Below are 13025 nucleotides of genomic sequence, written 5' to 3'. Positions count from 1 at the left end.
TTAGAGCGACAGCGTGCCCGCGGCCATCGGTTTCGACGACGGCACCTGCGGCGCCACCGGTTGCACCGGCTCCATGGTGATCGCGACCGTCCAACCGGACTGCATGCCGGCGTGCAGCTCGTCCTTCGGCACGTCGACCCAATGCGACTTCGACGCGCCGACGTAGCCCAACGACTTCGGCTTGTGCCCCGGCGCGATCAGCCACAGCACCGGCGCCTGCTGGCCTTCCGGAACCGTGCCCGGCACCGGAACCAGCCACATGCCGCCGCCGTGCGCGTCGACCGTCGCGAGATACGCGATCTGCCCGCGATCGGTGACCAGGCGGGTGACCGGCATCTCCGGCATCACCGTTGGCATCGCAGGCTTCTGCGTCGACGCAACCGGCGCAGTCGGCGCCGCCGTGCGCGGCACCTTCACCGCGACGACCGCGAGCGCCGCTGCAATGGCGAACCCGGCCGCCGTCGCCGCCTTCCAGAATCCGACGCCCGGCGCCGATGCGCGTTCCACCGGCGACCAGCCCAGGCGCGTGCGCAACCGTGGCCAGACATGCGCGGGCACGCTCGCTGCGGGCAACTCATCGTGCAACGGGTCAAGACGACGCGCCCAGTCGTCGATCAGGCGCGCGAATGCGGTGTCATGTGCGGCGCGCAGGCGCGCTTCACGGCGCGTGCGCGCGTCGAGCACGCCGAGCACGTATTCGCCGGCCAGCAGGTCGGCGGAGGGCGGATCGCGGTCGAGATCGTGTTCGCGCATGGTCATTGCTCCAGGCACGCGCGAAGCTGCAGCAGGCCGCGTCGGATCCAGCTCTTTACCGAGCCCAGTGGCGCGCCGGAGCGCGTCGCGAGTTCTTCGTACGTCGCGCCATCGAAGAACGCAGTGCGGATGAGGCCGCGACGTCGCTCGTCGAGGCGCTGCATGCAGCGCTGCAGGCGTTCGCGGTCGTCGGACGCGACGGCGGCGTCGATCGGGGTTTCACCGTGATCGGGCAATTCCTCGCCGAGTTCGATCGCGGTGGTGCGCACCGTGTGCCCCGGCGAACGCAGGCGGTCGATGCAGCGATTGCGCGCGATCATCGCCATCCACGCCATCGCGTTCGCGCGCGCCGGATCGAACTGCTCGGCCTTGTGCCAGATCGCTGCGAAGACTTCCTGAAGCACGTCTTCGGCCTCGGCACGGTCCGGCAGCAGGCGCAGGCAGATCGAGAACAGTCGCGGCGATGCGGCGCGATAGAGGCGCTCGAACGCGTCGCGGTCGCCCTGGGCGACGTCCAGCAACAGATCGACGTGCGCGTCCGTGTCGCTCGCGGCAGTGAGCATGGGTGCCTCGCGGAATCCGGTGGGGGCGATGACGATCACTGCATCCCTCGCTCGAGTGCCGAGGGCCGGAGCGTTATGCCATCCGTCGCGGGCCCTCGCAAGCACGCCGGAATGGCGCGCGTACGGGGCTGACTACGGACGGAGGCGGCGGGCGGATGCAGCGCCCGCCGATGTCAGCGGCCGCGTTCCCGCAGGGACCGGGCGATGCCGTAGGCGCTGACGGCGATCCATGCGCTCTCGAGCAGCGCGACCGACAGGTTGAACGTGCCGACCAGCGACACCAGCACCGCCGCCGCGCCGAGCAGGTTGAGCAGCTGGTACGGGATGCCGGTGGCGGAGAGGCGCCGCGACTGCGCGAGATAGAACGCGAGCAGAATCGCGAAGGAGCCGCCGAGGCCGACCACGTCGTACCAGTGCAGCGAGATGAGCGCGCCGTCGTCCATCAGCCTGCACTCCGCTGACGCACGGCTTCGAACAGCGTCACGCCCGCCGTCACCGACACGTTGAGGCTTTCGACACCGGTCTGCGCGGCGCCGGGCATCGGCACCGAGACGAGGCCGTCGCAGGTATCGCGCGTCAGGCGACGCAGGCCGTCGGCCTCACCGCCCAGCACGAGGCCGACGTTGCCGCGCAGGTCCAGCGCGTAGAACGAACTTTCCGCTTCACCCGCGAGGCCGTACAGCCAGACGCCGAGCTGCTGCAGGTCCTTCATGGTGCGCGCGAGGTTGGTGACCGGCACGACCGGCACCGCGTCGGCGGCACCCGCGGATGTCTTGCGCACCGTCGCATTGACCTGCACGGACTTGTCCTTCGGGATGACCACGGCGGTCGCGCCCGCCGCCGCCGCGCTGCGTAGGCAGGCGCCGAGGTTGTGCGGGTCCTGCACGCCATCGAGGATCAAGACGAGCGCGCGGCCGTCGGCCGCCTGGATCAGCTCTTCGAGCTCGTTCTCGCTCCAGGTGCGCGCCGCGATGTAGCGCGCGATCGCGCCCTGGTGGCGCAGGCCACCCGCCGCGCCGTCGAGCGCTTGCTGCGCGACGCGACGCACGGGAATGTCCATGCGGCGCGCCTGCGACTCGATCTCCTGGATGCGCGGATTCTTCGCGCCGGCCTCGAGAAGCACCTCGCGCACGTTTTCCGCGTCGTTCTGGAGCGCCGCCGACACCGCGTTGATGCCGGCGATCCACTGGTTCTGTTTGCTCATGCGCCTATTGTGCCGCGGTGCGGCGCGCCGCGACCAAATCCGCCTGCGACGGCCCCTAACGCGTCGCTACGCGGGAGAAGACCCGCTTCCCTGCTTGCCCATCCGTTGGGACGCGTCGGGCCACCATTCTCGGCAGCCCGCCCGATCGATCAATACGGCTGCTTCTTCCGCTTCGCCGGCTGCCCTCGCGGCGGCGGCGGCTTCAATCCGCCGCCCTCCTCGACCAGACGGAAGTCGATGCGCCGATCCTCCACGCTCGCCTTCAGCACAACGATCCGCACCCGATCGCCCAACCGGTATTCACGACCGCGGCGCTCGCCGGTCAGCGTCTTGCGGATTGGATCGAAGTGGTAGAAGTCGTTCGGCAGCTGCGTGACGTGCACGAGTCCGTTGACCTTCGATTCGTCGAGCTCGATGAACAGGCCGAAGCTCGTCACGCCGCTGATGGTTCCATCGAACTCGCTGCCGACGTGCTGCTCCATCCACGCGGCGCGATAGCGTTCGTCGACCTCGCGCGAGGCTTCGTCCGCACGTCGCGAGCGCTCCGAGCTTTCCAGCGCGAGCTGCGCCATCGCACTCGGCGAATAACGGAACTTCTCCGGCTTGGCGCCGCTCAGCACGTGCTTGATGGCGCGATGCACGAGCAGGTCGGGATAACGACGGATCGGCGAGGTGAAATGCGCGTACGCATCGAGCGCAAGACCGAAGTGGCCGACGTTGGTCGGCGCGTACACCGCAAGCGCCTGGCTGCGCAGCAGCACGGATTCGAGCAGCGCTGCATCGGGGCGCTCGCGGATCTTCTTGAGCAGTGCGGTGAAATCCTTGGGGCGCACCTTCGACCACGCCGGCAGACTGAGCCCGAACTCCTTGAGGAATTCGAGCAGGTCTTCGTACTTCTGCTCGGGCGGGCGCTCGTGGATGCGGAACGGCGCCGGCACGTCGCCTTCGATCAGGAACTTCGCGGCTTCGACGTTCGCCGCGATCATGCATTCCTCGATCAGCTTGTGAGCATCGTTGCGCTGGAGCATGCCGGCCTGCACGACCTCGCCCTGCGGGCCGATGACGAAGCGCACTTCGCCCGATTCGAACTCGATGGCGCCGCGGCGCTCGCGTGCCTTGGCGAGGTTGCCGTAGAGCTGGTGCAGGTTCTGGATGTTCGGCAGCAGCGAACCGATCACGCCCAGCGCTTCGGCGCGCGCGTCGTCGGGGATGCCGTCGCCGATCGCGTTCCACACCTGCGTGTACGTCAGGCGCGCATGCGAATGCATCACGGCTTCGTAGAACTTCGACGACGTGACCTGGCCCTTGCGATCGATCTGCATGTCGCAGACGAAGCACAGGCGGTCGACCTTGGGCTTGAGCGAGCAGATGCCGTTCGACAGAGTCTCCGGCAGCATCGGCACGACGAAACCAGGGAAATACACCGACGTCGCGCGCTTCTGCGCCTCCTCGTCCAGCGGGGTGCCGGGGCGCACGTAGGTGGACACGTCGGCGATCGCGACGATCAACCGGAACCCGTCGCGATTCGGTTCGGCGTAGACGGCGTCGTCGAAATCCTTGGCGTCCTCGCCGTCGATGGTGACCAGCGGCACGTTGCGGAGGTCGACGCGACCGCTCGCCGCTTCGGCATCGACGTCAATCGGAATCGACGCGGCCTCTTCCAGCACCGCCTGCGGGAATTCGTGCGGAATGTCGTGGCCGTGGATGGCGGCCTGCACGGCGAGCGACGCGGTGAGCTTGTCGCCGAGCACCGTGAGGATGCGGCCGACCGGCACGTGCTTGCCGTCGGGCATTTCGGTGATTTCGCAGACGACGAGCTGGCCGTTCTTCGCCTCGTTCGCGGCATTCGGCGGAATCAGGATGTCCTGCTGGATGCGGCGATCATCCGGAATCACGAAGCCGACGCCGGCACGCATTTCGTAACGCCCGATCAGGCGCGTCAGTCGGCGCTCGAGGATTTCGGCGATCGCACCTTCGCGACGTCCGCGACGGTCGACACCGGTCACGCTCGCGAGCACGCGGTCGCCGTGCATCACGCGGCGCATCTCGAACGGCGGAAGGAACAGGTCGTCGCCGTGGCCCGGATCGGGCTTGAGGAAGCCGTAGCCGTCGGGATTCGCGATGACCACGCCGGGAATCAGGTCGACCTGCTGCGCCGGCAGGAACGCGCCCTTGCGGTTCTGCAGCAGCTGACCGTCGCGCAGCATCGCGCGCAGGCGGAAGCCGAGTGCTTCGCGGCGTTCGTCGTCGTGGATGCGCAGCTGGTCGGCGATCACTTCGATCGGCAGCGGGCCGTCGGCGGCCGCGAGCAGGCCGAGGATCATCTCGCGGCTTGCGATCGGATTCTCGTAGCGCGCCGCCTCGCGATGCGCCTGCGGGTCGACGGTGGGTGCGTCGCGACGTCCGCGTATCGCGCGTGGTGGCTCGGGCATCCAGGCGGGCCGCTGCGGCCCTTGCTTGCCGCGGGCGCCCGGTCGGCCGGCGGATGAGTTGGAGGGGGCACCGCGGGACGGTGTCGACGGGCCGCGCTTGTCGCCGCCGCCCTTGCCCGCGCCACCGCGGGAGGAGTTCTTTTGTTTCATGAACGGGATCGTCTCACACGTTCATGAAGAGCACGTCGGCTAGTTCGCGCCGCGCCGCAGTCGCCACGCCGCCCAGAGCCCCGATACGAGCAGCACGGCGACGATCGAGCCCGCTGCGATGTAGAAGCCGGTCTTGCCGCTGTTGAACAGCGGCGCCTCGAAGTTCATGCCGAGCACGCCCGCTACCGTCGCCGCGAGCCCCATCGCGACGGTGACGACCGTGAGCGTGTACACGGCTTCGTTCGTGCTCTCGGCCGTGCGCGACGTATAGAGGTCGAAACTGCCATTGACGAGCTCGCGCGCTGCTTCGATCGACTGCATGACGTGGCTGTAGCGCGTGCTCACCAGTCGGCAGTGCTTTTCGGCGGATTCCGACTGCCGCGGGTCGAAGTCCGGGCGGCCGAGCGCGTCGAACAGATCGCGTTGCGACGAGAGATGCCGACGCAGCCGCGACGCGAGATGACGCAGCGCCTGCAACTCGGCGAGGTGCGACGGTTTCGGGCGTCGCAGGATCAGCAGCTCGAGGCGGTCGAGCCGCGTTTCGAAGGCGTCGCGCGCGTCGAGGTAGTCGGTGAGCATGCGATCGAGCAGCGTGGTCGCGAAGCTCGTGGCTTCGAGCCGACCGACGCGCAGATGGTCGGCTTCGTTGTCGAGAACGCTGGAGATGAAGTCGACCGGCTCGCGGTGAACGCTCAGCACGATGTTCGGGCCGACGCCGAACGCGACCGGTATGTGGCTCGGCCGGCTGCCGTCGTGCCAGTTGAGCGCGCGCACGTGGAGGTACTTCCAGTCGCCTTCGATCGCGAGGCCGAGTTCGCCCGATGCATCCGGATCGAGACGGCCGGGATTTGCGCCGAGTGCCGACAGCGTTTCCGGAAGGCCGTCCGAGCGCACGACATCGACCCACAACAGGCGCTGGTCCGGCACCGGTGCGTGCGCGTGCAGGTCGTCAGGCGCGACCTCGCGGCTGGGGTGGTCGCTCTCGAACAGCAGCGCACGCAGCGTGGGGGGCACCGACTTGGCGGTGGCGGCGACAGGAGCGGGCGGACGCGACATGGCCGCAGCTTCACGGGTGCGATGAGTACGCCTTGTTAAAACCGGTCCGACGACGCGTCGCGTCCCCGCCCCACTGGACCGCCATGCAAACCTCGCACACGCCCCCGATTCCCACTGAGAAAGAACTCGACAAGGCCCTGAAGGACACGTTCCCGGCCAGCGATCCGGTCTCCGCGACCGTGCACCTGACCGCCACGCCGACCAGCGACAGCCTCGGCGCGTCCGAGCGCAGCGCGGCGCACCCGGGCACCGTCACCGTCTACCGGATCGTCGGCGAGGACCAGAAGGACAAGCCGTTCGGCGCCGGGCCGAGCAAGGCGGGCCGCTGGACGTCGGAAGGCACGCCGGCGGTCTATGCGTCGCTGTCGCCCTCTGCTGCGCTCCTGGAATTCCTCGCGCACTGCGAGGGCGAGCCGCCGCAGACGGCCTACCTCGCCAAGGCGCATCTGCCGCGCGAGCGCGTCACCGTCGTCCACGCCTATCCGTCGACCTGGCGCGAGCGCCCCTACCGGTCCGACGTGCAGCAGGTCGGCGACGCATGGTCGTCGGCGCACCAGTCGCTGGCCGCGCAGGTGCCGAGCGCGCTGTCGGAGGAGAGCTGCAACATCCTGATCAATCCCGAGCATGTCGACGCCCCGCTCATCCAGGGCGTGCACGTCACGGCGATCGAGATCGACGAGCGACTTCGCAGCGTCACCCGGCACTGATCGTATCGCCGGATGCGAAAAACCCGCGGATCTCCGCGGGTTTTTCGTTCTGGACCGGCGACTCAGTGACTGCGCTGGCGGTCGCCGCGATCGCCCTGGCCGGGGCCCGCGTCGTTCTCGGCGTGGCGCTTGCGGTCCTGCGACAACGAACGGCCGACGTCGTCGGATTCGGTGAAGCGACCCTTCTCGTCGCGACGCACGTAACGCTTGTCGCCGGGATTCGGTTCGATCAGCTCTCGCTTGCTCATGGGGCTCTCCGTCTTACGAGGTGCACGTAACGGACCGTCGCGCGTCGCGGGTGAAGAGCGGGACAAGGCGGACGCATTCGCGCAAATGCGTTCGAAAGGCGTTCACGGCCGGCATTGGGCGGTGCATTCCGATCGCAGGTCGAGACCTCGAGCGACGGGTCGCACGACGCGGAACCCGGAAACGAAAAAACCCCCGATCGCTCGAGGGTTCTTCGTAATGAGTGGTGCCCGGGAGAGGACTCGAACCTCCACGGTTTTACCCGCTAGTACCTGAAACTAGTGCGTCTACCAATTCCGCCACCCGGGCCCGGCCGGAGACGTCGTCACCGGCGAGGGCGCGTATGTTCGCCGCCGGTGCAGGGGATGTCAACGGGAGCGGCGTCGCAGGATTCAGCGCCGGCGGCGGTCGCGGCCGCTGAGACCTTCGCGGCGGATGCTGGCGACGTCCAGCGCGCACGTAGAATCCATGCGAAATCGAACTCCCGCGGGCCGCGCCCGCGCCATCGCGAGCGCCGCTCGCGTCGCCTCCCGGAAATCCATGACCGATTCGCCCCGCTCCACCTTCCACGGCTTCGAGCAGATCCCGCTGCGCGAATACGCCGAGCGCGCCTATCTCGACTACTCGATGTACGTGGTGCTCGACCGCGCCCTGCCCTTTATCGGCGACGGCCTGAAGCCTGTGCAGCGCCGCATCGTCTATGCGATGAGCGAGCTGGGCCTCAACGCGGGTGCCAAGCCCAAGAAGTCGGCGCGCACCGTCGGCGACGTGATCGGCAAGTTCCATCCGCATGGCGACAGCGCCTGCTACGAAGCGCTGGTGCTCATGGCGCAGCCGTTCTCGTATCGCTATCCGCTGATCGAAGGCCAGGGCAATTTCGGTTCGCCGGACGACCCCAAGTCGTTCGCGGCGATGCGCTACACCGAGTCCAAGCTGACGCCGATCGCCGAAGTGCTGCTCGGCGAACTCGCGCACGGCACGGTCGACTGGGATCCGAACTTCGACGGCACGCTCGAGGAACCCAGCTGGCTGCCCGCGCGCCTGCCGCACCTGCTGCTCAACGGCACCACCGGCATCGCCGTCGGCATGGCGACCGACGTGCCGCCGCACAACCTCACCGAAGTCGTCAGCGCCTGCGTGCGCCTGCTCGACGATCCGGACGCCACCACGCGTGATCTCTGCGAGCACGTGCAGGGTCCGGACTATCCGACGACCGCGGAAATCATCACACCGCGCGCGGACATCCTGCAGATGTACGAGACCGGCAACGGCGCCGTGCGCGCCCGCGCCGTGTGGCAGAAGGACGGGCAGAACATCGTCATCACCGCCCTGCCGTACCAGGTGTCGCCGGGCAAGGTGATCGAACAGATCGCGACGCAGATGCGCGCGAAGAAGCTGCCGTGGCTGGAAGACATCCGCGACGAATCCGACCACGCGAACCCGACGCGCATCGTGCTGGTGACGCGCAGCAACCGCGTCGACGTCGACCCGCTGATGGGCCATCTGTTCGCGACGACGGATCTCGAACGCAGCTACCGCATCAACTTCAACATCATCGGGTTGGACGGGAAGCCGCAGGTCAAGGGCCTGAAGGCGCTACTCAGCGAGTGGCTGCAGTTCCGCAGCGACACGGTGACGCGCCGTCTGACGCATCGCCTCGAACGTGTCGAACGTCGCCTGCACCTGCTGGAAGGCCTGCTCGTCGCGTTCCTCAACCTCGACGAAGTGATCCGCATCATCCGCAGCGAGGACGAACCGAAGCCGGTGCTAATGGCGCGCTTCGGCCTCACGGAAGAACAGACCGACTACATCCTCGAAACCCGGCTGCGCCAGCTCGCGCGCCTCGAGGAAATGAAGATTCGCGGCGAGCAGAACGACCTGGCCGCGGAGCGCGAGCGCATCCAGGCGATCCTCGGCAGCAAGGCGAAGCTGCGCAAGCTCATCAAGGACGAACTGCTGGCCGACGCGAAGAAGTTCGGCGACGCGCGTCGCTCGCCGCTGGTCGCGCGCGGTGCAGCGCAGGCGATCTCGGAAAGCGAGCTGGTCGCGAGCGAGCCGATGACGGTCGTCGTCAGCCAGAAGGGTTGGGTGCGTGCGGCGAAGGGCCACGAGATCGACGCCGCGGGCCTCAGCTATCGCGAAGGCGACGAGCTGCTGGCGGCCGTGCGCACGCGCAGCACCGCGCAGGTCGCGTTCCTCGATTCGACGGGCCGCAGCTATTCCGCGCTCGTGCACACGCTGCCATCCGCGCGCGGCAATGGCGAGCCGCTGACGGGCCGCTTCTCGCCGCCATCGGGCGCGTCGTTCCAGGCGATCGCGAGCGGCGATGCCGAGCAGACATTCCTGTTGGCCACCAGCCACGGCTACGGCTTCGTCACCAAGTTCGACAACCTCGTCGGCCGCAACAAGGCGGGCAAGGCGATGCTGTCGCTGACGCCGAACGCCGAGGTGCTGCAACCCGCCGTCGCGCCGACCACCAAGGGTGCGCGCGTCGTCGCGGCCACCAGTGCCGGCCACGTGCTCGCCTTCCCGATCGGCCAGCTGCCGGAGATGGATCGCGGCAAGGGCAACAAGATCATCGACATTCCGAAGGCGAAGCTCGGCACCGAGCGTGTGGTCGATGTCGTCGTGGTGACGCCGGAGCAGTCGCTGGTCGTCCTGTCGGGCTCGCGCTCGATGACGCTGTCCTACAAGGACCTCGAGAGCTACATGGGCCAGCGCGCCGCGCGCGGCGGACTGCTGCCGCGTGGCTGGCAGAAGGTCGAGGGCCTGCTGGTCGAATGACCGGCGCGACGCACGACTAATGGATCGTGGCGCGGTCGAGGGACCGCGCCGCACGACGCAACCGCACGGGATCGCAATGGACGCAGGCTTCTGGCATTCGCGCTGGCAGGAAAACCGCATCGGCTTCCACCAGGACCGCCCGACGCCGCTGATGCTCAAGCATTGGCCGTCGCTGCAACTCGCACCGGGTTCGCGCGTGTTCGTGCCGTTGTGCGGCAAGTCCTTGGACCTCGCGTGGTTCGCATCGCAGGGCCATGAGGTGCTGGGGGTCGAGCTGTCGGCGCGCGCCGTCGAACAGTTCTTCGCCGAGCACGCGCTGACGCCGGACGTCGAAGACACGCGTTACGGCCGTCATTACCGCGCCGGCGGCATCGAGATCGTATGCGGCGATGCATTCGCGCTGGACGAGGACGCGCTGCGCGGCTGCGATGCCGTCTTCGATCGGGCGGCGCTCATCGCCCTACCGGACGCCATGCGCGAGCGCTACGTGCACGAGCTCTACGCGCGCCTGCCGGCGCACTGCCGCGGGCTGCTGATCACGCTCGAATATCCCCAGCACGAGAAGGCCGGTCCGCCGTTCTCGGTCGACGAAGCCGAAGTGCGCGAGCGTTTCGGCCGCGACTGGCGCGTTGAGCTGCTCGAGCGTCGCGACATCCTCGAATCGCAGCAATCCTTCGTCGACGAAGGCGTCACCGCGCTGTCGACCGCCGTCTACCGCCTCGACCGCCGCTGATCCCGTCGCCCCGCGTACAGTACGGCGGGGTCGCAAGGGGAACGGCATGAAACGTTGGATGCGGTGGACTGTTCGACTGGCGATCGCGCTGGTCTTGGTCGTCGTGGCGGCGGCGCTCGCCCTGTGGCTTGCGATGCGCGGCAGCGTGCCGCGCATGGACGGCCAGGTCGCCCTCCCCGGCCTGTCCGCGCCGGTGAACATCCAGCGCGACGCGCTCGGCGTCGTCACCATCGATGCCGCGAACGAAGCCGATGCGATGCGTGCGCTCGGCTACGTGCACGGCCAGGAACGCTACTTCGAGATGGACCTGATGCGGCGCGTCGCCGCAGGCGAGCTGTCCGGGCTGTTCGGCACGCGTGCGTTCGAGATCGACGCGAAGCATCGTCAGGACCGCCTGCGTGCGCGCGTCACCGCGAATCTGGATGCCGCGCTCGGCGACCGCCGTAGCGTGGCCGAGGCCTACGTCGCCGGTGTCAATGCGGGCGCGGACTCGCTGAAGGTGCGGCCGTGGCCCTACCTGTTGCTGCGCCAGGCGCCGCGCGCGTGGGCGATCGAGGACACGCCCCTCGTCGGTTACGCGATGTACTACGACCTGCAGGACGCAACCGCGGCGCGCGAACTCGCGCTGTCGCGCGCGCTGCCGACACTGCCCGCGCCGTTGCAGACGCTGATTCGCCACGACGGCGGCAGCTGGGACGCGCCGCTCGAAGGCGAGCCGCGCGGCGACGCGGCATTGCCGACCGCCGACCAGATCGATCTGCGCCGCTGGGCGACGCAGGCCAAGCGCATCGAACCACTGACGCCGAAGCCCGAGGTCGGCAGCAACAATTTCGCCGTCGCCGGCACGCTGACGCGCGACGGTCGCGCCATCCTCGCGGACGACATGCACCTCGGCCTGCGCGTGCCGGACATCTGGCTGCGCGCGCGTCTGCGCTACGCCGATGCACGCGCGCCGGGCGGGCGCGTCGACGTCACCGGCTTCACCTTGCCCGGCCTACCGGGCGTGATCGTGGGCAGCAACACGCATGTCGCGTGGGGCTTCACCAACAGCTACGGCGACTGGCTGGACTGGATCGTCGTGCCGAACTGCCATCGTGCATCGTGTCCCGTCGGGCGCGTCGTGCGCGAACGCGTGCTGCCGAACATGACGGTGGACGTGATCGAAACACCGTGGGGGCCGATCGATCACTTCGACGGGCAGGATCGCGCGCTCGCGCGTCGCTGGGTCGCGCACCTGCCGGGCTCGCTCAATCTCGGACTGCTCGACATGGCGCGCGCGGGCTCACTCGACGACGCCCTGCGCGTTGCCGACCGCACCGCGATTCCCGCGCAGAACCTGCTCGTCGCCGATCGCAGCGGTCGCATCGCGTGGCGCCTTTTGGGTCCGGTACCGCAGCGTGCAGCCGGATGCGACGCGGCCGGTGTCTCCGACGGCACCACGTGCCCGCCGTGGTCGTTCTCGACCGCCGCAACACCGTCGGTGATCGACCCGCCGTCCGGTCGCCTGTGGTCGGCGAATGCGCGCGTCGCGGATGGCGCGGATCTTCAGCGCATCGGCGACGGCGGCTACGTCCTCGCGGTGCGCGCGCGCCGCATCCGCGACGACCTGATGGAGAAGTCGCAGTTCACCGAACGCGACCTGCTGGCGATCCAGCTCGACGATCGCAGCGTGTTCCTGCAGCGCTGGGCAACCCTGCTCCACGACACGGCTTCGCGCAGCGAAAAGAACTCCGCATTGCGTGCGATCGACCTCCGTCCGCTCGAACCACGTGCGAGCGCCGACGCCGTGCAGTACCGCTTCGTGCGTGCGTGGCGGCAGGCGGTGCTCGACCGCGTGCGCGAAGGCCTCCTGATGCCGGCACGCGTCGCGCTCGGACCCAATGCCGCGATGCCCGAACTGCCCCAGCTCGAGGGCGTTGCGTGGCCTCTGGTGACGCAGCGGCCGCCGCACCTGCTGAATCCGCGCTTCGCATCATGGGATGCGCTGTTCGACGACGCCGCAGCCGACGTTCGCGATGCGCTGGCCAAGCGGGGCCCGCTGCGCGATCGCACCTGGGGCGAGCGCAACACGGCAGCGATCTGCCACCCGCTCGCGGCCGCGTTGCCGTTCGCACGCCGCCTGCTGTGCATGCCGATGGAACCACTCGATGGCGATGGGCTCACACCGCGCGCGGTCGCGCCGGATTTCGGTGCCTCCGAACGCATGGTGGTCGCGCCGGGTCACGAGGCTGACGGCATCACGCACGTGCCGGGCGGGCCGACCGGGAATCCGGCGTCGCCGTACTGGGGTGCCGGCCACGACGATTGGGTGCACGGACGCGCGACGCCGTTCCTCCCGGGCGCAGCAACGCATCGGATGACCTTGCAGCCGACGCGCTGACGGCGCGCCGGTCGAGC

General features: G+C 68.7%; 11 protein-coding genes and 1 tRNA gene. 4 read left to right on the top strand and 8 right to left on the bottom strand.

Features of this window, described 5'->3' with window-relative positions; genetic code table 11:
* From EVS83_RS01670 to EVS83_RS01645, 6 genes are all read right to left on the bottom strand, one after another.
* Window positions 1-753 (bottom strand): anti-sigma factor, encoded by a 753-nt coding sequence (locus EVS83_RS01670; protein ID WP_166636750.1) that lies wholly within the window; start codon window positions 751-753, stop codon window positions 1-3.
* A 2-nt stretch (window positions 754-755) separates the two neighbouring features.
* Complete coding sequence (locus EVS83_RS01665; protein ID WP_133498889.1) at window positions 756-1316, bottom strand: sigma-70 family RNA polymerase sigma factor; 561 nt, start codon at window positions 1314-1316, stop codon at window positions 756-758.
* 173 nt (window positions 1317-1489) lie between these two features.
* On the bottom strand, window positions 1490-1759 hold the full coding sequence (locus tag EVS83_RS01660) for a CBU_0592 family membrane protein (RefSeq protein ID WP_133498887.1): 270 nt from the start codon (window positions 1757-1759) through the stop codon (window positions 1490-1492).
* Window positions 1759-2520 (bottom strand): 23S rRNA (guanosine(2251)-2'-O)-methyltransferase RlmB, encoded by a 762-nt coding sequence (rlmB, locus tag EVS83_RS01655; protein ID WP_133498885.1) that lies wholly within the window; start codon window positions 2518-2520, stop codon window positions 1759-1761. Before rlmB ends, EVS83_RS01660 begins: the two co-directional genes overlap by 1 nt.
* A gap of 149 nt (window positions 2521-2669) precedes the next feature.
* Entirely contained in the window at window positions 2670-5102 is a 2433-nt protein-coding gene (rnr, locus tag EVS83_RS01650; RefSeq protein WP_133498883.1) for a ribonuclease R, read from the bottom strand.
* A 39-nt stretch (window positions 5103-5141) separates the two neighbouring features.
* Window positions 5142-6158 (bottom strand): magnesium transporter CorA family protein, encoded by a 1017-nt coding sequence (locus EVS83_RS01645; protein WP_133498881.1) that lies wholly within the window; start codon window positions 6156-6158, stop codon window positions 5142-5144.
* Between the two features lie 83 nt (window positions 6159-6241).
* Here EVS83_RS01645 and EVS83_RS01640 point away from each other — a divergent pair, with 83 nt between their 5' ends.
* Complete coding sequence (locus EVS83_RS01640; RefSeq protein ID WP_166636749.1) at window positions 6242-6865, top strand: RES family NAD+ phosphorylase; 624 nt, start codon at window positions 6242-6244, stop codon at window positions 6863-6865.
* A 62-nt stretch (window positions 6866-6927) separates the two neighbouring features.
* Here the strand turns inward: EVS83_RS01640 and EVS83_RS01635 are convergent, their stop codons facing one another.
* Both EVS83_RS01635 and EVS83_RS01630 read right to left on the bottom strand, forming a co-directional pair.
* Window positions 6928-7113 (bottom strand): hypothetical protein, encoded by a 186-nt coding sequence (locus tag EVS83_RS01635; protein WP_133498877.1) that lies wholly within the window; start codon window positions 7111-7113, stop codon window positions 6928-6930.
* Window positions 7114-7335: 222 nt separating this feature from the next.
* Window positions 7336-7420, bottom strand: a tRNA-Leu gene (locus tag EVS83_RS01630).
* Between the two features lie 231 nt (window positions 7421-7651).
* On the opposite strand from EVS83_RS01630, the gene parC reads away from it, so the two are divergent.
* The 3 genes from parC to EVS83_RS01615 all read left to right on the top strand — a co-directional run bounded on the left by parC (window position 7652) and on the right by EVS83_RS01615 (window position 13008).
* The gene (gene parC, locus EVS83_RS01625) at window positions 7652-9895 is read left to right on the top strand and encodes a DNA topoisomerase IV subunit A (protein WP_133498875.1); all 2244 of its coding nucleotides are present in this window, start codon (window positions 7652-7654) and stop codon (window positions 9893-9895) included.
* Between the two features lie 76 nt (window positions 9896-9971).
* Entirely contained in the window at window positions 9972-10628 is a 657-nt protein-coding gene (locus EVS83_RS01620; protein ID WP_133498873.1) for a thiopurine S-methyltransferase, read from the top strand.
* 46 nt (window positions 10629-10674) lie between these two features.
* Window positions 10675-13008 (top strand): penicillin acylase family protein, encoded by a 2334-nt coding sequence (locus EVS83_RS01615; RefSeq protein ID WP_133498871.1) that lies wholly within the window; start codon window positions 10675-10677, stop codon window positions 13006-13008.
* Window positions 13009-13025: the final 17 nt, after the last annotated feature.

Origin of the sequence: Cognatilysobacter terrigena, from assembly GCF_004361065.1 — a bacterium.
Classification (GTDB): domain Bacteria; phylum Pseudomonadota; class Gammaproteobacteria; order Xanthomonadales; family Xanthomonadaceae; genus Cognatilysobacter; species Cognatilysobacter terrigena.
This window is presented reverse-complemented; position numbering and strand designations above follow the sequence as displayed.